Genomic DNA, 20,505 nt, shown 5'->3' with positions numbered 1-20,505 from the left:
CACAAAACTACAATTATTAAAAACAACATTGGCATCATTTTCATGATGCCAACGTCTCTAACCAATCAATCAAAATTTATGCAACAACCAATTACATAAACTTTACTTTACTTGTAGCCATGTTATATACAGCGGCTACAATTTTAATTTTACCTTCTTTTTCTAAGGCTGCCATTTTTGGTGATGTTTTACGAATATCTTCAACAGATTCTTTAAGTTCGCTAGATTATTCTTTTACCGCTCCTTCACACGCAATAAGACCAACTGTTAATACTGAAATACCTAATAATTTAAATACATTTTTCATATTATAATTATTTATTACTTGTTATTTTAAAATTGTGATGCATACTTATTTGCCACTGACTTTTCCCCCAATTATCTGTTTTTTGGTTCATCCAACCCAATTGAAAACGAATCGTAGAGTTTAGAACATAACCCATTCCTAAATAAGTTCTATTTCTATCAAATAATTCAACAGTTCTGTTATCACCTATTTGTGTTTCACCATTTATAAAAAGTTCGTTATAAAAGGCTGCAAATATGGCTTTTGGTGCTAATTCTTTTTTATTTATAGGCACATTCAAAAATAGATTATAACGATATCTAGTTCTAAAATCTTGACTTTCTACAAATCTTTGCTCATATCTAAACCTGTGTGTTAAATAAAAACGACTCCCTAATTTTTGAGGAATTAAAGCTTCTTGATAAATTCTATTTTCACCAAATGTTTCATCACTATCATTAAACTGACCTGATGTTATATTGGCATATCCAAGGGTAAACATAACACCACTATCTTTTGGTGTAAAAGTAAGACCAGAACGTAAAATTACCTGTTCCATATCTCCTACTCCTTGCCAATCACGATACTGAAAATCCCCTTGAATTCCCCATTGGCTATCTTCAAATTGGTGGTTGTAAAAATACATGTACCAAGCACCTGTTTGTGACTCATCAATTTGAGCAAACACACTTTTAAAAGAGACTACAATCACAAGTGTTAAAAGTTTTAGTTTCAGATATAGTCAATTTGATTGCAAATATAATAGTAATACTTTCATTTTTTATATTCCTATAAATTTTTTAACTAATAATTAACTAAGCATATATTTATAAAAAAAGCCTATTTTTAAAGAAAAAAAATGCCAGATTTTCCAAATATCATTCTCTATGCTATTCCGTTTTTTGTATTAGCAATGCTATTGGAATTATATATAACTGCAAAACAACACATTAAAGCCTATGAAGCTAAGGATGCATTTTCATCTATTGCAATGGGTTTAGGAAATGTGTTATTAGGGTTTGCTAGTAAAGCACTCGTTTTAATGGTCTTCTTTTGGGTTTATAATAACTTTAGACTGTTTACTGTTCCTATAGTTTGGTGGTCTTTTGTGCTTTTATTCTTTGCGGATGACTTTGCTTATTATTGTTTTCATCGTGTTTCGCATGAGTGTCGTATATTTTGGGCATCTCACGTTGTGCATCATTCTTCTAAACATTATAATTTAAGCACTGCCTTACGCCAATCATGGTCTGGCGGATTTTATACGTTTATTTTTTGGTTGTGGTTACCATTATTAGGCTTTCATCCTGCTATGATATTATTACAAATGTCTGTAAGTCTATTGTATCAATTTTGGATTCATACTGAAGCCATAAACAAAACGCCAAAATGGTTTGAAGCCATTTTTAATACTCCATCTCACCATCGCGTGCATCACGGTAGTAATCCAATATATTTAGATCGTAATCATGCTGGGATTTTAATTATTTGGGACCGACTATTTGGCACCTTTCAACCTGAATTAAAAGAGGAAAAGGTGAAATATGGTTTGGTGGCTAACATCGAAACTTATAACCCTATTAAAATTGCATTTATAGAATGGTGGCTGATGTTTAAAGACGCACTTTTAGGACGGAAGTCATTAAGAAATAGAATTCTTTATCTATTTAAACCACCTGGTTGGAAACATGATGGTAGCGGAGAAGTTAGTGATGATTTAAGAAATAAATGGTTAAAAAATAATACGATTAAATAATTAAATATCCGCAGTCCTTACTGAAGAGCACTAACTTTTTTTTTGTAAAAAAACCTCAATATTCAGTTTTATAACGATTATAATTACGATTAAAGGGATTTTAGCACCAAGTAATCAAATTAAATATATCTTTCTGTATAACAGAATATTAAAATTATTTAAGCCAATAAAGCAAACTTTTATTTTAAAGATTTTTAGCACCTAATAGTATTTACAAGTTAGAACTATGTTTGACTTGTAGTTATATCAGTTTGCAATTAATCTAACCAAAATGCATTATAAACTTAAGCATAAGAAATGGGAATTAAAAGATGAATATGTAGAAGTTATTCCTCAAGAAATAGTTCAAAAAAAATATATAGGCAAAGGTCGTTCTGCAAAAGTATACCTTTCTTATTCTGGTAATGAAGGCATCGCTACAAAAACTTTCACTGGTGAGCCTGTAAGTAAATTAATTCTTTTTATTCTAACAGGATCTGCAAACCCATATACTTGGTGTGAAGATGCTATTGAATGTGCCATGATAAGACGAAGAATTTTGTCGTCTCTATGTCAAATTTGGTTTAAAGACAAATTAAGATTACCCAAAACATTCGGTTACCGTTGGAATGAAGAGCATAAAGCATTTGAAATTGATGCAGAGTATATTCCTGGTAAGCATGCGCCTTTATTTAATCCATTAGATATAGACCAGGTGAATTATATGTCTGAGTTAAAAAATGAGATTATGAAACCTCTGAAGGATAAATTAATTGAATCTGGATTTGACGGATTGGTATGGCAAGCAGGTAAAGGAAATCCTGTAGCAGTTAGTAACTTTATGATGCTTAATAAAGAGAACGGTACAAGACAATGGATTTGGATTGATTTAGAATCTGGTCTTCCTGCGCTGTTTGCAATGAACCCATTATCAACGTTATTCTATTATATTCCGAAGTGCATTAAACATAGAGATTGGCTTTTTGATCATGTAGATTCTACAAAACTTAGTGATTATCTTAAAAAGTATAAAGATATAATTACTTCAGAATTAGGAAAAAAAACTTATCAAAACCTATGTGATGATGTAGACATATTATCGAAAAAGCAAAAGAATTGGAAAGGTTTATCAAGACATCAAAAAAGTTTATACTATGCAGCTTCGCAAAAAAAGATTACTGAAGAATCGAAATTATATTATGAAAACAAACCTCTACCCTGGTTTTTAAAAAACAGTATGAACTTTTTAAAAAGAGCTATTCAAAGTGTAAAAAATAATGTCGTTAAACTTTTAAAAAAAATATATAATTTTCGATATCAAAAATTTATTAAACGCGTATACCGCTATTTTTCAAGTGTCAGCTATCGCTGGAGATTGGTACGATGGTATCTAAAAAAAGAAATTGATAAGTGGCATTCTAGAAAGTTTTTAACGGAATCAGAGTCAAAATTTCTCAAAGGCGAGTTGCAAAATGATGATAAAAGTTCTTATTTAACCGACTTCAGTATTCATATTGGTATAAAACCATTTGTAAAAGTTTTTAGTTTTATAATAATGCCAATTTTAATTGCTAGTGGTGTCTTCAGCATACAAAATGGTGCAATTATCATTCTAGCGGCAGGTCCTTTAGCAAGAACATTATATACCGTTTGGAGAATGTCTAATAGTCTTATTAGTTCTAAACCTCAGTTCCCAATTATAGCACTAATAGTTGGTTTGTTTCCAGTTATAGGAAACCTAGCTTACCCTGCCGAATTAATTTACCAAAGTAAAGGTCGAAGAAATAAATTATCTAAATTTATAATTTATTCATTTAGCGCCAAGGCTGGTTCTAAAGTACCTATTTGGGGTGGTAAAGACAGTGAAATTGAACATATCTTTAATAGAATATGCCATTTTATGTTAAAATAATTTTTTTTGTGATAGTGTCAACTTTAATGACTAATATAAGATCAAGCTAAAAAAATACACCAACTTTTTTAACCAGTTTTTTAGCATGTTGGGAGTTTTAGCAAAGTAACTTATAACTAGAGTAAATGATGGCTACATTAGTAATCAGTATTCTACAAATAAGAAAGATGAATTTTTAGTAACAAAATAATTTTGGATAACAGGCGCGTATAAAGCTATTGGGAAAGCACTAGCTTTAAAATTATCTAAACAGAACTACAAATTGGTTGTATCTTCTCGAAGAGAACAGGCTTTATTAGACGTTAAAAATGAATGTTCACATCCTGAAAACAGAGAAGTATTGCCTTTTGATTTAGCAGAGTACTTTAAGATAAAAGGTAATCTAAAAACATTAATGGGTTTAAAGCTTATTTGTTTTCGTTTTACGGAATAATCTTTTTAGTTGATAAATTAAAAATTGAATAAATAGAATTATAAAAACTAGTACCGTGTAGAGTATTATTAGCACTGGTAATTTTTTAATAGTATCCTTTCCTAAATCATAAGCGAGATTTAATCCAAATATGCCACTCAACTTATTTTCTACAGCTGCCACTCCACTAAAAGGGGTATTAATAAAGTTACCTTCTTTATCAAATAATAAATATGTAGGATAAGAAGTAATACCTAGTTGTTTTACATAACTATAATCGCTCATATTGTCATTATAGAAGGTCCAATTTTCATTGTCAGCCTCAAGAAAATCCCAAGGTTTTGGTTTGTTTTCTAGCAAGAATTTTGTTCTTTTTTCAGGGTCTATACTAATACTCATTATAGCCAACTCAGAATCATATTTCTTTAAAAGCTCAGGAAAATATTTCATTTCCTCTAAACAAGGTTGGCAACCTTGAAACCAAAAATCTACCAAGAGTACTTTACCTTTATAATCACTAAATGTCTTTGATTCGCCTAAATGATTTTCTAAAACGAGTTGTGGAATTTCTTCATTATAATCTATATTGCTCACTTTAGTTAACATGATATAAGCAGTAATAGCTAACAATAGGTATAAAACTATTAAACCTAACAAGTAGCGTTTAAAAAATCGGATTATTTTTTTTTTAGTCATACAAGTGAATTGAATTAGGCTTTTATTTATCTATAAATTAATACTCTCACCTATATCCAACAACATCAAATCTTTGTCTTTATCAAAGAATTTGCGCTTAGCGACTTCGTGATCTATTTCAATATAGCCAAATGTATCAAAGTGATAGCCTAAGATTTTATCGCATTCTACAAAATCACTCGCTAAAATAGCATCGTTTATTCCCATTGTAAAATTATCGCCAATTGGCAAAATGGCTAAATCTAGTTTGGTCTGCATTGGTATAAGTTTCATATCTATAGTCAAAGCTGTATCTCCTGCTATGTAGATGTTTTTATGTTCACCTTCTATTATGAATCCTCCTGGTTGACCACCATAACTACCATCTGGAAAAGAAGACGAGTGGATTGCATTTACATATTTTAATTTCCCAAATTCAAAATCCCAAGATCCACCATGATTCATTGGGTGACCTTCTAAACCTAAACTTTTATAGTGTGCTACGATTTCATAATTAGAGACAATTATAGCCCCTGTACGTTTTGCTATAGCTTCAACGTCTAAAGTATGATCTTGGTGTGCATGTGTAACTAGTATATAATCTGCTTTTAGACTCTCTATATCAATGCTAGAAGCTTTTTCGTTACCACTTATAAAAGTATCAACTAAAATATGAATATCTTTAATTTGTATGCCTAAACATGCGTGACCGTAGAATGTGATTTTCATTTTATAAAAATTTATAAACCAAAGTTAGCCATAAATTTAATATAAAATATAGCCAATACCTAGAAGCAGTGCGAAGAGAAATGTTGATAGAGCTAAGACTTTTAATTGACTATCAAAATCGTTTGGTAATGTTGCAGCTTTTATCTTTTTAACATGAATTATTAGTGGTACAAATGCAATAAAATACATTAAATTATAAGGCTCTACATAATAGAGAATTGAGAAAATCACGGCAATAACCATAGCTCCAATAATCAAAAAGAAATGATATTGCTTTGCACGACTCAAACCTAATTTTACGGCTAAAGTGATTTTACCTGCATTGGTATCAGATTCTATATCTCGCATATTATTTAAGTTTAATACTCCAACACTTAATAAGCCAAGTGCAATTGCAGGAAGTATAACAACATGATCTATAGTATGCATATAAAGCAAATAACTTCCTACAGTACTCATAAGACCAAAGAAGATAAAAACAAAAACATCACCTAAAGCTCTATAGCCATAAGGTGAATCTCCCATAGTATAATTTAATGCTGCATAAACAGATAAACCACCAAGAAAAACGAAAAGTAATAGAAATAGAAAATTAGTTGGTCCGAAGGCTGCCCATATTAGAGCTAAAGTTAAAATAATGACAATAATAATATTAAATTTAATAGCATCAAACATTTCATCTGGTGTAATCTCTCCACTTTGAATAGCACGCATTGGCCCTACTCTTTCATCATTATCAGTGCCTTTTACACCATCACCATAATCATTAGCTAAGTTAGATAATATCTGTAAACTTATGGTTGTTAGAATTGCTAAGCTTAAAACCCATGGACTAAAATGACCATTATAATACGCAAAGCAAGTACCCAATATAATACCAGAAACAGAAAGTGGTAAGGTTCTTAACCTCATGGCTGAAAGCCACGGTTTAATTTTTTTCATTTATATAAACTTCGATTAAGGAATCCATTTTTTAGGAAAGTTAGGCTTCCTTTTTTCTAAAAAGGCATCTCTACCTTCTTTTGCTTCATCTGTCATGTATGCTAAACGGGTTGCCTCACCAGCAAATACTTGCTGACCAACCATACCATCATCTGTAAGATTCATTGCGAATTTTAGCATTTTTATAGATGTTGGTGATTTAGCTAATATTTCTTGAGCCCATTCATAAGCTGTAGTCTCTAAGTCAGCATGTGGAATTACTGCATTTACCATTCCCATATCGTAAGCCTCTTGTGCAGAATAATTTCTACCTAGAAAAAAGATTTCTCTTGCTCTTTTTTGCCCTACCATTTTTGCTAAATAAGCAGAACCATAGCCTCCATCAAAACTAGTTACGTCTGCATCTGTTTGCTTAAAAATAGCATGCTCTTTACTCGCTATAGTTAAATCGCAAACAACATGTAAACTGTGACCTCCACCAACTGCCCAGCCTGGTACAACAGCTATTACTGCTTTTGGCATAAACCTAATTAAACGCTGAACTTCTAAAATATTTAAACGATGATACCCATCTTCACCAACATAACCTTGCTTGCCTCTTGCTGTTTGATCTCCTCCCGAGCAAAAGCTCCAAATCCCATCTTTAGTTGACGGTCCTTCTGCACTTAAAAGTACCACTCCGATATTAACATCTTCATTGGCGTTGTATAAGGCATCGTAAAGCTCTGATGTTGTTTTTGGTCTAAATGCATTTCTAATGTCTGGTCTATTAAAAGCAATTCTTGCTACTCCATCACACTTATGATATGTTATATCTTCGTAAGACTTGGCAACTTTCCAGTCAATTTGGCTCATTTATTTAATATTTTGGAAACAAAAATAAGGAATTAATAATAATGCCTTAAGTGTAATTTTTATTAGTTTTTACTATGCAAGCATAGTACATTTAGAACCCTTTTATAATACAAATGAAAAATAACCCTAACTTTAATAGAAAAGAACTTACTCTCCTTAAAGTAAACCTAGGGAGTTTGTATCTTTTTGATGATTATGTAGTTGTAGAACTTAAAGAAAGAGTAGATATTAACTTTGATATCTTTAGTGAAGTCACTGAGATTATCAAAAAACAATTTATTGATAAACCTTTTGGTTTTATTGCAAATCGTTTAAAATCCTACTCTATTAATATTATGGATGCTCCAAAATTCAATGCCTATTTCGCAAATTTAGTAGCTTATACTATAGTAGCTTATACTGAGATGACACAACGTATTTTTGAATTAGAGAATCACTTATTTACATTTAATAGAGAAGCATTTAAAAACCTTGAACATGCGGTCCAATGGGTAGAGAAAACTCTTTCTATTAATAGCTAGTTTTATTTAAGATGAATACCATCTTCTTTTATTTCAATCTGACGCTCTTTATAAAGCGACCCTATTGCTTTTTTGAAGCTTTTTTTACTCATCTGAAGTAAATCTTTAATCTGCTCTGGGTCTGATTTGTCATTCACAGGCAGAAAACCACTATTATCATGCAATTCATTGAGGATATGTTCTGCATTTGGCTCAATATTTCTATAGCCTATTTGATTTAATAAGATATCTAATTTATTATCATCACGAACTTTTTTGACAATACCTTTAAGTCTATCACCAACACTAAGGTCTTTATAAATATCATCTCTAAAGATTAAACCTAAGTGTATTTTATTAACAATGACATTCATTCCTAAATCCGAAGGATGTGATACTATTAAGTCTACTTCATCAAATTGTGCTACAAACAATTCTTTGTTATCTAAAAAACGATTGGTTTTACTCGATGCTACAAGACGCTGTGTTTCATCATCTAAGTAGCAGTGCACTAAATACCAACCTCCTTTTGTCATTTTAAAAGCTTGCTCTCTAAATGGACAAAATAATTCTTTAACTAATCCCCAATCTAAAAATGCTCCAAAATCAGTTACCTGATTACATCGCAGTAGCGCAAAATCTCCGTTTTTAATAAAAGGCCTGTCTGTAGTTGCTACTGGTCGTTCTTCATTATCTAAATAGACAAATACCTCTAATTTATCACCAATCTCAAATACCTCTGGCACATAACGGTTGGGTAATAAAACTTCCCCTTCATCACCATCTCCTAAGAATAATCCTGGTTCTGTGTCTCTTAAAATTTCGAGTGTATTGTATTCGCCTAAATTTATCATGCTGCAAAGATATTGATATTTTAATCAGATACTAAAACAATTTAAGACAAAGAAAAAGCGCTATAACTGTATACATTATAACGCTTTTTTATGTTTGAAATCTATATACTAGTATATAGATGATTTTTTAAAATGTACACATAACAAATAATATACAACTGCTCTATATTTACTTCTGTTAGATCGGCCGTACAAATCCATCACAGAATCTATAGCTTTATCTAAGTCAGCATTATCACTTAATCCTAATTTTTTGATTAAATAATTGTTCTTTACTGTAGCTAACTCCTTATCATCAGAACCAGAAACTGTAGAAGAGTCTGCATTGTAAATTGAAGGACCTAAACCTACTGTAACTTTAGTTAATAAATCCATATCTGGGTTAACGCCACACTTATCTTTTAAATCTGCCGCATACTTTGCGATTAAGTCGTCTCTTTTACTCATTGTTTTGTTTTTATATGATTAAAATTTATTTACTTCCTAAAGGTAATTATTTTTTAGACACATAAAAACTGAGTAGGTCACATTTTAAGAATCACTTTATTTTATAAAGTTGAAGTAATTTAAAAGAATTTCGTCATTTAATGTAGATGGAGTAAACACTTCTAGAAGTTTTGGTCGCTTAGATGCATTAAAGAAGCTATCTAAAGTATTATCTAAAGACTCGATATTAGATGCTTTTTGATATTCAAAATCATACATTTCTGCCAATTGCACAGCTGTTAGATGATGTTTGGTTTCAAAATAAGTATCGAAATTTTCTGTGTTTTTATGACCTGGTAAAATTCTAAAAATTCCACCACCTCCATTATTAAGAACTATAATTCTGAAGTTTTTAGGAATGTAATTATTCCAAAGTGCATTACTATCATAAAAGAAACTCAAATCACCAGTAATAAAAGTTACACGTTCTTTAGAAACTACTGAAGCACCAATTGCTGTACTTGTACTTCCATCAATTCCACTGGTTCCTCTATTACAAAATACTTTTATATCTTTTCTTAACTGAAATAATTGTGTGTAACGAATAGCAGAACTATTACCAACTTGCAATTGACTTTGTTTAGGTATACTTTTTATTACTAAACTAAACGCTATAAAATCTGAAAAAGGAATCGTTTTTAAATAATCTTCGTGGAGCTTACGACGTTTCTGTCTAACCGCTAACCACGTTGTTTTATAAACACTCTTCGCATGATGCGTTACTTGAGGCAGAAACGCACTAAAAAATGTATTTGGCGTGAGTTTAAAATGTTTGCTTAAGCAAAAAAACGTGTCATTTGCTCTATGTAAATCAATATGCCAATGTTGCTTTGGTTGGAAATTGCGAAGAAAAACTTTGATTTTTTTAGAGACTATTAAACCCCCAAAAGTTAATAGAATATCTGGCTTAAGATCATTCAAATCTTCCTCATTCAAAGGAGCAATAATTTTATCTATACCTGGTAAAAAATCTTGGTGATGTAAATTAGAAGTGGTTTCTGTAAATACTAAAACACTATCGTCATCTGCCAGTTCTTGTAGCCACTTTTCTTCTATAGAATTTGGTTGAAGTGCACCAACAAGAATCATTTTTCGTTTTGCACTTTGCCAAACATCAATGCCGCTTTTTATTTCAAAATTATCTATCTTTTCTATTCTTTTCTGAATTTTGAAAGGTTTCGGGTTAATCGTTAACTCTTCTACCCTTTCATACAAAGGTTCATCAAATGGAATATTTAAATGAACTGGTCCTGAATTTAGGTGAGACAAGGTTAAAGCATCATGTATTTCTGATTCGTTATACGACTGAATATCTTTTTGAATTCCTAAAAGGCGTTCAAATTTCTGTTCTAAATTTTTAAAAATTGGTAATTCCTCATCAGACGACAACTTTTGCTCATCCTTTAAATCTAATTTTAAATTTGTACTATAAATTACATGGTCCCCATAAACATTCTTCTGTTTTATGGTTTGTCCGTCACCAATATCTATTAGGTGTTTTGGTCTATCTGCAGATAAAACCACAACCGGAACATGACTGTAATAAGCCTCAGAAATCGCAGGATAATAATTAAGCAATGCACTACCAGATGTGCAAACCACAGCCACTGGCTGTTTTAATTGTTGGGCAATTCCAAGTGCAAAAAAAGCAGCGCAACGCTCGTCGACAATGCTATAACAATTAAAAAAATCATCGTGAGAAAAACCTATTGTTAAAGGTGCGTTTCTACTCCCTGGAGAAATTACAATATGCCTAATATTATGCGCTTTGCATAACATTACTACGGTTTGTGATAAGGGAATTTTGGAATGATTCATCTAAAGACAAAGATAAGAAATCTCTTTCTTTCTAATTGAGGATACTACCAATAGTTTTTGTTTTGTTAACCGTCTCTTCCCATTCATTTTCTGCAATAGAATCTTTGGTAATACCGCCTCCTACATATATTAAAGCCTTATTATCCTTTAATTGTGTACAACGTAAATTAACATAAAAGTTAGATTGTGTTTTTACAACTGCATATGCATTGTTTTCTACATTACGTCTATTCGTATTTCTTGTCTTGGCTTGTTTTAGATTAAGCTCACCTAGAAACCCTGTATAATACTCGCGATTGTAGTTTTCACTTTTTAGAATAAAATCCTTAGCCTCTTGCTTTGGGAAACCGCAAACAGCTGGAGTTGGGTGCAACGCTTCTATTACGGCTCTTAAAGTTGTGCTATCATCTATTACACTTATAATACGCGACTTTAAGTGCAAGAGATTACCTGCTCTAATAGTTTCAACCTTAGAAATAGTGACTTGTTTGGTACACGGTTCTATTTGTTTGGTAATATAATCTGTAACAATTTGCTGTTCTTCAATTTCTTTGTTTGTCCAAACTACATCTTTATGTTCTTGATAGGGTTGTGTGCCTGCTAAAGAGATTGTCGTTAATCGTTTGCCTTCAACTTTAAATAACAGCTCTGGTGTAGCTCCTAACCAAAGTCCAACTTTTGGATGGTACCAACAATAGACCATGGCATTTTCATAGGTGTTAAATAGTCTTTTAAAAGTGTCTAACGGAGATGTCACATCTGTTGATTTCTCAACCTTTCGTGATAATACAACTTTTTCTAATTGCCCTTTATTTATGCTATCTATACCTTTTTCAACAAGGTTAATATGCTCATCTCTATCTTTTGTATCTATTTCAAAATGGCTATTAAGCTCTGTAACCTCTAACTTATTAGTCTCTAAAATATAATGCTCACATTTGTCTTGAGGCAAAAGAATACTTTTATCACTTAAATTAAAAGGAGCAAACACGAAGCCGCTTTCAGAAAAAGCATCTGTGGTATGCATCGCATCATTTTGTTGCAACCAGCATTTAATAATAGAATTAATAGGTCTGCTATACACCACAAAAGGTAATTTATTGGCATATTGTTTTTCTAAAGCCTCAAAAAATGAATTAAGATCCATTCTCTATTTAGTTTTAGGAAGTGAAATAGTAGATAATCTACAAATAGAAATCAAATTATCTGCCTCGTCAGTAACTCTTATATCTAAAAGTTGTGTTGTACGTCCTTTATGTAAAAAAGTAGCTTTAGCATATACAAAACCATCTTTTACGCTTTTTAAATGATTTGCTGTAATCTCTAATCCTCTAACAAATAATTTTTCGGTATCAATAAAAATATGTGAAGCAAAACTCCCAACGCTTTCTGCCAAAGCGGCAGTAGCTCCTCCATGTAAAACACCATCTGGCTGATGGACTCTTGGTGTTACTGGCATTCTTGCAATTAAAAAATCGTCACCAAAGTCTATTATTTCTATATCCAAGGTTTCCATCAATGTATTTTTACTAGCTGCGTTCGCTTTTAGTAGAAATTCTTCTTTAGTCATTTGCATAGAAAAACAGTAGTTTTATGGTTTCATACAAAGATACTGAAACGACCTAGAATAATGAATTCACAAGAAAAAGAAATCACATACCATACTAATAACTCCTACTCTACTTTAAATACACTTACAAATAATACTAAAACTGTTTGGTTTGTGTGCCATGGTATGGGCTATTTAAGTCAGTATTTTTTGAGATATTTTAAATCATTAAATTCTGAAGAAAACTACATCATAGCACCACAAGCACCTAGTAAATATTATATACAACCAAAAATGCATGTTGGAGCCAATTGGTTAACTAGAAATAACACTGATGCCGGAATGGCAAATATTCTAAATTATTTTGATGCTATTCTAGATGCAGAGCAGATTCCTAAATCTGTTAATCTTATTGTTTTTGGGTATTCGCAAGGTGTTAGTGTAGCGATGCGATACTTGGCTAAACGACAATTACAATGCAGTCAGTTGGTTATACATTCTGGTGGAATCCCTAAAGAATTAAGTGCTAATGATTTTAGTTATTTAGATGCCAACACTAAAGTGAAATTGATTTATGGTACTGAAGATGAGTATTTAGATAATACTCGAGTTTTAGCAGAATCTGAGAGAGCAACAGCCTTATTTGGTAATAGATTGACTGTGCTTCCTTTTAAAGGTAAGCATGTTGTTAATGTAGGTTATATAAATGATTTGGTTAAGTAATAACGACAGTTCGAGTGATTTCGAAGTCCGAGAAATAGTATCGAGAACTAATTAAACTGAAATTCTTGTTCTCGATACAAATTTTACTCATTTCAATCGTAAAATTCACTCGAACTGACAAATTCTATAAACTCTTAACTTGTCTGCTGTAGCGTTTTGTTTTTTTCTTTAAGAATTGCTAATTGCTTTTCTATAAACGTAATGGCTTGCTCTGTTTTATAACTTGTTTTAGAGGCAATATCCTTAAGTTCTACTTTTAGTTTTTCTTTAGCAGACTTGGTAGCTTTAGACACGTCATCTTTAACTTCTGCAAAATCAGTTACTAATTGATCTTTTATGTCTTTACCTTCTTTTTTAAGATTATCTCTAGTTCTGCTGCCTTTTTCTGGCGCTAATAATACTCCAACTCCTGCTCCTATAATTAAACCTAGCACTATGGCTCCTTTGTGAATCATAACTTTTTATTTTTTTTTAATTAAACGTATTCTATTTATGTGTCGTAAAACTTGCTGATTTGTTACAAACAAAGGCAGTACCAAATATGTGTATTTTACAATTATTGTAAAATTAATTACTAAATCAAAGCTTACTAATTTACAGGTTTTCTTATAAAACAATGCTTTTTTTAAATTGAGCTATTTCATTTTTCATAAAATAACTGTTTTAAAAAATGTCGTCTTTATTAAGGATGGTAGACTTTAATTAGAAATCATTGGCAGTCTTATTTGTGATGTAAATTTTGAAGAATGATGCACCTTATTATGAGCGGTTACTCCTTCTTTTTCATCATAATTATCACCTCCAGTATTCAAATTACGAGCAAACCGAGGGAAATTACTGCTAGATATTTCAATACGTATACGATGTCCTTTCTTAAAGTAATTACTGGTTGACATCGGAGTTAGATCTACTTTATAGACCTGACCTTTCTCCATAAATACTTCTTTATCATAACCTTCGCGATATCTTACACGTTGTATCGTTTCATCTAAATTATAGGCTTCACCATTAGGATATACATCAATTAATTTAATGGTAAAATCAGTGTCTTTTACATCTGATGACACATATAATGTAGATTCAATAAAACCTGAAATTTCTACGCCTTCTTTTAAGACATCTGTGGTGTACACCAAAATATCATTTCTGGTTTCCATTTGTTGCTGATCGAAAGCACCACCTTTAACTGCATTGCCAGTACAACACACATTACCTCCATAAGATGGTACTGGTTTCATTGGGTCATAAGTAAAACTATCTGCATTATCAGAATTTGCTTTTGCTGTTGTTAATTCTCCATCTCCAAAATAGCTATTAGCATCACCATTACTATTAAAATAATAGGTTGTTAATTTAGCTTCTTTTGGAGGCCAACTTTCTGAGGCTTGCCATTTGTTACTTCCCATAGTATAATATTGCACTCTAGGTGTTTTCTCTTTAAAATCGTTTTTTTCTCCCTTCAGCCAAAAGTCAAACCAAGCATAAATTTGCTCCTCATAGTTAAGCCTCGCATCACCAACACTGCGCTCACCGACAATAGTATTTTCGCTTGCTCGTGTATACGCACAATGCAACGTTGGTGCAATGACCAAGTATTGATTATCTCTAATGTTGGCATCTTTAGAGTTATTTCTCACATGATTAAATAAAGCTAAATTCGGAGTTATAGACACATCATACCACGAGGTAAACCAAAAACTTGGAACTCCAATTTCCATATTATCATGATAAATACCTCCTTCAAACCAAGCCTCATCATTTGGCTTACGACGTATCATTTTATCAAAAATCTCATTTTTACCATTGATGTTTTTTAGGATATCCTGAATAGGTAAATGCTTCAATGCTTCAGCCATATCTACTCGTGGATTTTCGGGTGCTAAATCGTAAAATCTTGAAATTCTTATTAAATCTTCTTGGGTAGCACCAGCCGGAATTCGAGGTTTAAATTTATCATGCTCAACACCATATAACCAAGAAAAAAATAACATTTGCTCAACACCACCACGATACCAATTGCCTTGTTCATTAATTTTGCCAATCCTACCAACACCAGCACCATACCCTTGAGGCACCATTGCTGCATGAGACGGATGATCTAAAGCTGCAACAGCCATTTGCCATTCTGCAGTAGAAGAACAACCTAAAGTCCCAATTTTACCATTAGACCACGTTTGTTCTTTTAACCAACTAAAGGCATCGTAGCCATCGGTTAGTGGCACTCCTAAAATATCCCACTCACCTTCTGAAAAATAGCGTCCGCGTTCATTTTGAACCACATAAGCATACCCTCTTTTAACGGCTTCTAAAGCTCTTTGCGCGGTTCTTGTTCTTTGTTTTCCATCTCCCCAAGAATTGAAATTATAAGGAGTACGAGAAAAAATAATAGGCACTTTTTTATCTGTTTTAGGACGGTAAATATCAGTTGCTAAACGAATCCCATCGCGCATTGGCATCATTATTTTTTGATCTACAATCGCAATGTCTTCTTGTTCTTGAAGGGTTTTTTCTTGTGCATGAAGGCTAAAACTACTTACAAAGATATAAGCAAGTACAAACGAAATTAAAATAGTGCGTTTTTTCATTTTGTTAGAGTTATTAGTTTTAATAAATTTATTATAAATCGAAAAATACTTTAGGGTACTTCTGAAGAATTTTATTATTTGTTAGTCATTATTAAGGATAACGTGATGTGCATGGTTAATTGGGTGGTTAAGCAACTAAATTAGTGAACAAATACGGACTAGCCAAAGCAATTAATTATATACCGTGTTGTATTTAGTTTTTAATCTGTAATTGTGTCAGTATTTGCTTTAAGAGGGTCATATTTTTGAATTTCAATGTAAACCACATCTTTAAATCGAAAGAAAAAAACTCCATTTTCTATGTCATCTGAATAATCATGTACTTTTTGATCGTCATCTAGGTAACGTCCATCAGTTAATTCAAACAAACCTTTTGAAGTGCTTTGAGATTTTATTTTATCCAGATCACTTTGGTGAATTTTACCATAATTATAATGAGCTGTTGTATCATTTTTTATGATATTATGTGACTCAAGATAAACCCAAACTTTTTTATTCGGTTTATCTTGATTATTACAACCAATAATTAACATTGATATGAATATGATGAATGCATATTTTTTCATTATCAGACTTAATTTTTAAATTGCATATAACGTCTCCGTATATGAAACGTAGCGTGTAAAAAGACGCTATCGTTTCGGATTATACACGAGCTGAATTTTTTAATTTTCTTTTAATTTTATTTTCTTAAAAAGCCAAATTAAAAAATTTGGCGGTCTTGGGAAATACACAAAAACCTCTCGGAAATCCAGTAACAGCTACGTTTTATATACATTGTTGTGCAACGTACTTTAGCGCAAATATGCAAATGACTGTGGTGGATTCAATCCATAATTCTGTTTTATACAAAGATTCGTCTTATATTTTTTTGGATTCTTAACTTCTATTGCATATCCATTTTCTTTACCATTAAAATATTGCATATAATAATCTTCCGTTATTCCAGAAAATTTAGAAGTTTGGTTCCATAGTAATTCCAATTCTTCGTGAAAAATTCTATCAATTTCAAATTCGCCAATTACCTTACTTATGGGTGCAGACGCATAAACAATAATCATTTTAACCTCTTTGTTTTTAAACAAGGTTCTACGAAATTCAAACTTCTTCGTTCCATTAAAAATCTTATTTGCAAATTCAGGTTTAATCGATAATATAACTTTCATTAGCTCTTGCTTGTTTTAGTATTTGTTCAAATTTTACATCACTTATCGGTTCAAACCCTCGTGGTGCGTTTTGTATGATATTTAAATCCCTCAATTTCTTTAGATTAACCTTTGGCATTGGGAATGAGTCAATGTATAAAAAATTAACAATAAATGGTCTATTATTTTTGTTCCAATTCCAATATTTTTTTAATTCTTTATCGTCAAATACGCTACGCTTACGACAGAGTTCAATAAAATGGCTTTCGTCCCGAATATCAGTTACTATGTTTTCAACGACTCCAATCGTTGATATCACACCAGCGTAATGTCCTCCTGTTCTATAAAAAAGTACTAAATCGCCACCATTCAAACCTCGGTTATAAGAACGTGATATATAGACCTTTTTAATAGCATTTCTGTAAGGCTCGTTTTCGGTAAAATCTTGTGGTGATTCATTATTTAAGATTGAATCAGGAAATAGTTCGGTATGATATTCTGGATAAATTGGTACAATCCATTTGGTTGTGCTTTTTGAAACTGCCGGAAAGGATAATTTTGGTTGCTTAAGGTTAGGTGTTGGTCTACATTGTCTAACAAAGACTTGTTCAATTCCATTGTCTGTAGTTTTAGTTCCCCAATGTTTAAAACCCCAATCTTCAAGTAAATAAATTAGTCTTAATTGTTCATCTCTTTTGTCAAAAATTGTCACATAAATTTCTTCAACATCATATTGTAAAGCATTGTCGAATATTACTTTTATAAATCTTTCTCCTAATTTGTAACCAGTTGAAGTAACTTTAAAAGTTCCTATTTTAAGCCTTTTCTTTTGAGAAAACGAAGGTTCGATGTCATTATAAATTTCATCGGTGTTCTCTTGTTTTAAATATAGAAATGCTTTTACGTCTCCGTCTGTAATACACACATAAGAAATGTTGTCAGCTTTTTTATTGAACCAGTTTCCAAATTCGTCGTAGTCTTGTTTAAAAGAGTCGAAAAATGTATCATCTATGTTAATATTACCGAAGTACTCTTTCTTTACTGCTAATACCTGATAATTCTTTAATTCGGGATTTTCAGCGATACATTTTTCCAAAAATGCATCGATTTTGAAAACCTTTTCCGAACAACCTAAATAGTTGGCTTTTCTATGAATTCCTCTATCTTCAGTTATTAAATAATCAACACGATTATTGTAGACTTCATTTAATATACTCGTATCTATAAAATCGTTATGTGATTTATCAGATTGTCGAATTTGCGTTATTAATTGGTCATCGGCTGATTCAGTTTTCAATAGATTGTAGTTGGCAATCTTAATTTTCATTGTTTTAACAACTTCCTCATCCTGATAACCTGATATTTCTTCAATTGAAAGTGGATGAACGCATTTATTAAATTTTAGTTTATCAAGCCAGTTAAAAAGTAGCCCTATATCTTCGTTGAAAACACGATTTGCCTCACGATGAATTATTATGTTAGTGTCAATAAGTATTCTCATAATTTTTCTAAATATTCAAAAATTGAAGTTGTGTCTCCGTCGATAACTGTAAATAAGGGTATATCTAATTTTCGTGAAATGTATTTGGCGTGTTCGATTTCCATTGTTTGCATTTTTTCAAGAACATCTAATTTGTATGTAGAGTTATCTCTCTTTTTTAATCTTTCGAAGATTATTTTAGGCTCGCAAGTAAGTAGTATTATTGATTTTGGTTGGATTCCAACAAATGTAGATTCATCAATTTTTTCAGGCTCTCCTTTTGAGTTTAGTAATGTAAAATGTCCGTCAAGCAAATACCTTTTATTTGGCTGTGTAATTTTATCTAAATTAGTTAGTAATCTGTCTTGTGTTGTATTGAAATTTTCAACTTTTTTATTCTTTAGATCGCTTATCTCATTCCATTTGAGAACTTGACTTGCGGATAAGTGCTCAAAATTGAATTTTTGAGTTATTTTTTCGCAAACAGTACCTTTTCCAACTGCGTGTATTCCTCCGATAAATATTATATTCCTATCTTTCATAACGTTGGTTCAGTATGTTGCACAACATTTAAATATAGTCATTAACTATATCCACGTTATAACTGTAGTAACAAATCTAGCGTTAAAATGAGTCTTATCTATACGTGTAATCACGTATATTTTAGTTAATTAAACCTATACTGTGCTATTGTATGCAGGTATTTTATATTACCTAGTATGGCTTTAAAATGAAAGCGCATTGTAGGTTAAAAGAAGGCAAATTACAGTATTTTAGAAGCGTTTTGTTATGTTTTACCGTAATGGCTTAAATAATGTTCATTATTAGGGTTTACTTTAATGTTTTAGAACGTGATGTGTCTGTTAGTTGCGTTGTAAAGTAAACAAATCACAGATAGAAAGTGTGCGAGGACTTATGTAAGTAGGCTATGACTAGCAATAAATTATATACGGTGTTGTAACCCGTATTTATTTCGCTAATTCTATTTGAAACTTTGTAGCATTAAAAGCTGCTTTTAAACCTCTCAAATTAGATTCAGACTTATTTTTTTCAAATAATTCATTTAAGTATTCAGTTTGCTTCTCCACGTTGTCACTCTCTTTTTTAAAAATTCGATATTTTAATAGAATTAAATTTGCCATTATTTTATCTGAAATAATTAAATTGCTTTGGTTTAGATATTCCTCTATTGTTTTTTTAATCTCGGAATCGTTATCTGTTAATTCATCAAATAGGTAAGAGTTAGCCAAGTCAGATTTATTCATAGTTGAATAATCATTTTCATTGGACATATCTTTTCTATAAGTCATTTTGTTTCCATTAAGAAAATACCATCTCGTGTAGGAATCATTTTCTGTTTTAATTTCCTTTTCAAATTTCTTTTTCTTTACACTCCAATTTGTGAAAGCAATTAAGAGTTCAGTTCCGTCATCTTTCTTTAAAATTGTAAATCGAATTAAATAATTTCTTTTTCCAGGTTTTTCAATTTCAACATCTAGTTTGTTTTCTACTGAAACATACTTTTTAAGAGCTATGATAATTGATGAAACATCTTTTGGGCTTGCTTCAGGAAACAGGTTTTCTCTTAAAAACAAGTCGATATATAAATAATGAGTTAAATAAAAATCATCCATTTTTAGATAATTTGCCTCTATCAAATGGTCTGTTTTAATGTTAATTTTTCCCGATTGTGCATATCCAGAATTTATGAACATTGCTATTAATAAAAGTGTAATTATTTTTCTTTGCATTCTCTTGGGTTATATTGTGTACAACGTTTGGTGCATGGCTAATTGGGTGGTTAAGCAACTAAATTAGT

General features: G+C 31.4%; 23 protein-coding genes. 6 read left to right on the top strand and 17 right to left on the bottom strand.

The window, feature by feature from the left end; genetic code table 11:
* Positions 1 to 119: 119 nt before the first annotated feature.
* Positions 120 to 314: a hypothetical protein gene (locus tag B2U95_RS11705; protein WP_296316683.1), complete on the top strand. Its 195-nt coding sequence runs from the start codon at positions 120 to 122 to the stop codon at positions 312 to 314.
* Here B2U95_RS11705 and B2U95_RS11700 read toward each other — a convergent pair whose 3' ends face one another.
* Entirely contained in the window at positions 315 to 998 is a 684-nt protein-coding gene (locus B2U95_RS11700; protein WP_296316680.1) for a DUF2490 domain-containing protein, read from the bottom strand.
* 147 nt (positions 999 to 1,145) lie between these two features.
* Between B2U95_RS11700 and B2U95_RS11695 the strand changes: the two genes are divergently transcribed.
* The 3 genes from B2U95_RS11695 (at position 1,146) to B2U95_RS11685 (ending at position 4,366) form a co-directional block, all read left to right on the top strand.
* A complete protein-coding gene (locus tag B2U95_RS11695; protein ID WP_296316678.1) occupies positions 1,146 to 2,042 on the top strand; it encodes a sterol desaturase family protein in 897 nt (298 codons plus the stop codon).
* 271 nt (positions 2,043 to 2,313) lie between these two features.
* A complete protein-coding gene (locus B2U95_RS11690; RefSeq protein WP_296316676.1) occupies positions 2,314 to 3,933 on the top strand; it encodes a hypothetical protein in 1,620 nt (539 codons plus the stop codon).
* Between the two features lie 196 nt (positions 3,934 to 4,129).
* The gene (locus B2U95_RS11685; RefSeq protein WP_296316808.1) at positions 4,130 to 4,366 is read left to right on the top strand and encodes a hypothetical protein; all 237 of its coding nucleotides are present in this window, start codon (positions 4,130 to 4,132) and stop codon (positions 4,364 to 4,366) included.
* Here the strand turns inward: B2U95_RS11685 and B2U95_RS11680 are convergent.
* Genes B2U95_RS11680 through B2U95_RS11665 form a run of 4 tightly spaced genes read right to left on the bottom strand, consistent with a single transcriptional unit; the run spans position 4,334 to position 7,546 of the window.
* Positions 4,334 to 5,041 (bottom strand): TlpA family protein disulfide reductase, encoded by a 708-nt coding sequence (locus B2U95_RS11680; RefSeq protein ID WP_296316674.1) that lies wholly within the window; start codon positions 5,039 to 5,041, stop codon positions 4,334 to 4,336. The genes B2U95_RS11685 and B2U95_RS11680 overlap by 33 nt on opposite strands.
* Before the next feature lie 30 nt (positions 5,042 to 5,071).
* Positions 5,072 to 5,749 (bottom strand): metal-dependent hydrolase, encoded by a 678-nt coding sequence (locus tag B2U95_RS11675; protein ID WP_296316673.1) that lies wholly within the window; start codon positions 5,747 to 5,749, stop codon positions 5,072 to 5,074.
* 36 nt (positions 5,750 to 5,785) lie between these two features.
* The gene (gene menA, locus B2U95_RS11670; RefSeq protein ID WP_296316671.1) at positions 5,786 to 6,691 is read right to left on the bottom strand and encodes a 1,4-dihydroxy-2-naphthoate octaprenyltransferase; all 906 of its coding nucleotides are present in this window, start codon (positions 6,689 to 6,691) and stop codon (positions 5,786 to 5,788) included.
* A gap of 15 nt (positions 6,692 to 6,706) precedes the next feature.
* Positions 6,707 to 7,546 (bottom strand): 1,4-dihydroxy-2-naphthoyl-CoA synthase, encoded by an 840-nt coding sequence (locus B2U95_RS11665; RefSeq protein ID WP_296316669.1) that lies wholly within the window; start codon positions 7,544 to 7,546, stop codon positions 6,707 to 6,709.
* A 113-nt stretch (positions 7,547 to 7,659) separates the two neighbouring features.
* On the opposite strand from B2U95_RS11665, the gene B2U95_RS11660 reads away from it, so the two are divergent.
* Complete coding sequence (locus B2U95_RS11660; RefSeq protein WP_296316667.1) at positions 7,660 to 8,067, top strand: hypothetical protein; 408 nt, start codon at positions 7,660 to 7,662, stop codon at positions 8,065 to 8,067.
* 2 nt (positions 8,068 to 8,069) lie between these two features.
* Here B2U95_RS11660 and B2U95_RS11655 read toward each other — a convergent pair whose 3' ends face one another.
* The 5 genes from B2U95_RS11655 to B2U95_RS11635 form a co-directional block, all read right to left on the bottom strand.
* The gene (locus B2U95_RS11655; protein ID WP_296316665.1) at positions 8,070 to 8,900 is read right to left on the bottom strand and encodes a CvfB family protein; all 831 of its coding nucleotides are present in this window, start codon (positions 8,898 to 8,900) and stop codon (positions 8,070 to 8,072) included.
* A gap of 108 nt (positions 8,901 to 9,008) precedes the next feature.
* Positions 9,009 to 9,347, bottom strand: coding sequence for a DUF2853 family protein (locus tag B2U95_RS11650; RefSeq protein ID WP_296316663.1), 339 nt, complete (start codon positions 9,345 to 9,347; stop codon positions 9,009 to 9,011).
* 96 nt (positions 9,348 to 9,443) lie between these two features.
* Positions 9,444 to 11,204 carry a 2-succinyl-5-enolpyruvyl-6-hydroxy-3-cyclohexene-1-carboxylate synthase gene (gene menD / locus B2U95_RS11645; RefSeq protein ID WP_296316661.1) on the bottom strand — a complete coding sequence of 587 codons (1,761 nt, stop codon included), beginning with the start codon at positions 11,202 to 11,204 and terminating at the stop codon, positions 9,444 to 9,446.
* 31 nt (positions 11,205 to 11,235) lie between these two features.
* Complete coding sequence (locus B2U95_RS11640) at positions 11,236 to 12,351, bottom strand: chorismate-binding protein (RefSeq protein ID WP_296316659.1); 1,116 nt, start codon at positions 12,349 to 12,351, stop codon at positions 11,236 to 11,238.
* A 3-nt stretch (positions 12,352 to 12,354) separates the two neighbouring features.
* Positions 12,355 to 12,780 carry a PaaI family thioesterase gene (locus B2U95_RS11635; RefSeq protein WP_296316657.1) on the bottom strand — a complete coding sequence of 142 codons (426 nt, stop codon included), beginning with the start codon at positions 12,778 to 12,780 and terminating at the stop codon, positions 12,355 to 12,357.
* 54 nt (positions 12,781 to 12,834) lie between these two features.
* On the opposite strand from B2U95_RS11635, the gene B2U95_RS11630 reads away from it, so the two are divergent.
* Positions 12,835 to 13,476 carry an alpha/beta hydrolase gene (locus B2U95_RS11630; protein WP_296316655.1) on the top strand — a complete coding sequence of 214 codons (642 nt, stop codon included), beginning with the start codon at positions 12,835 to 12,837 and terminating at the stop codon, positions 13,474 to 13,476.
* Positions 13,477 to 13,610: 134 nt separating this feature from the next.
* Here the strand turns inward: B2U95_RS11630 and B2U95_RS11625 are convergent, their stop codons facing one another.
* The 7 genes from B2U95_RS11625 to B2U95_RS11595 all read right to left on the bottom strand — a co-directional run bounded on the left by B2U95_RS11625 (position 13,611) and on the right by B2U95_RS11595 (position 20,437).
* The gene (locus B2U95_RS11625; protein ID WP_296316653.1) at positions 13,611 to 13,931 is read right to left on the bottom strand and encodes a YtxH domain-containing protein; all 321 of its coding nucleotides are present in this window, start codon (positions 13,929 to 13,931) and stop codon (positions 13,611 to 13,613) included.
* 243 nt (positions 13,932 to 14,174) lie between these two features.
* Positions 14,175 to 16,061, bottom strand: coding sequence for a CocE/NonD family hydrolase (locus tag B2U95_RS11620; protein ID WP_296316651.1), 1,887 nt, complete (start codon positions 16,059 to 16,061; stop codon positions 14,175 to 14,177).
* A gap of 200 nt (positions 16,062 to 16,261) precedes the next feature.
* The gene (locus B2U95_RS11615) at positions 16,262 to 16,627 is read right to left on the bottom strand and encodes a hypothetical protein (protein WP_296316648.1); all 366 of its coding nucleotides are present in this window, start codon (positions 16,625 to 16,627) and stop codon (positions 16,262 to 16,264) included.
* A gap of 228 nt (positions 16,628 to 16,855) precedes the next feature.
* Positions 16,856 to 17,227: a hypothetical protein gene (locus B2U95_RS11610; RefSeq protein WP_296316646.1), complete on the bottom strand. Its 372-nt coding sequence runs from the start codon at positions 17,225 to 17,227 to the stop codon at positions 16,856 to 16,858.
* Entirely contained in the window at positions 17,205 to 18,707 is a 1,503-nt protein-coding gene (locus B2U95_RS11605; RefSeq protein ID WP_296316644.1) for a PIN domain-containing protein, read from the bottom strand. The genes B2U95_RS11610 and B2U95_RS11605 overlap by 23 nt, the downstream gene beginning before the upstream one ends.
* Positions 18,704 to 19,228, bottom strand: coding sequence for an ATP-binding protein (locus tag B2U95_RS11600; RefSeq protein WP_296316643.1), 525 nt, complete (start codon positions 19,226 to 19,228; stop codon positions 18,704 to 18,706). Before B2U95_RS11600 ends, B2U95_RS11605 begins: the two co-directional genes overlap by 4 nt.
* A 426-nt stretch (positions 19,229 to 19,654) precedes the next feature.
* On the bottom strand, positions 19,655 to 20,437 hold the full coding sequence (locus B2U95_RS11595; RefSeq protein WP_296316641.1) for a hypothetical protein: 783 nt from the start codon (positions 20,435 to 20,437) through the stop codon (positions 19,655 to 19,657).
* Between the last annotated feature and the right edge of the window lie 68 nt (positions 20,438 to 20,505).

The organism is Winogradskyella sp. UBA3174 (assembly GCF_002364335.1).
Classification (GTDB): domain Bacteria; phylum Bacteroidota; class Bacteroidia; order Flavobacteriales; family Flavobacteriaceae; genus Winogradskyella.
This window is presented reverse-complemented; position numbering and strand designations above follow the sequence as displayed.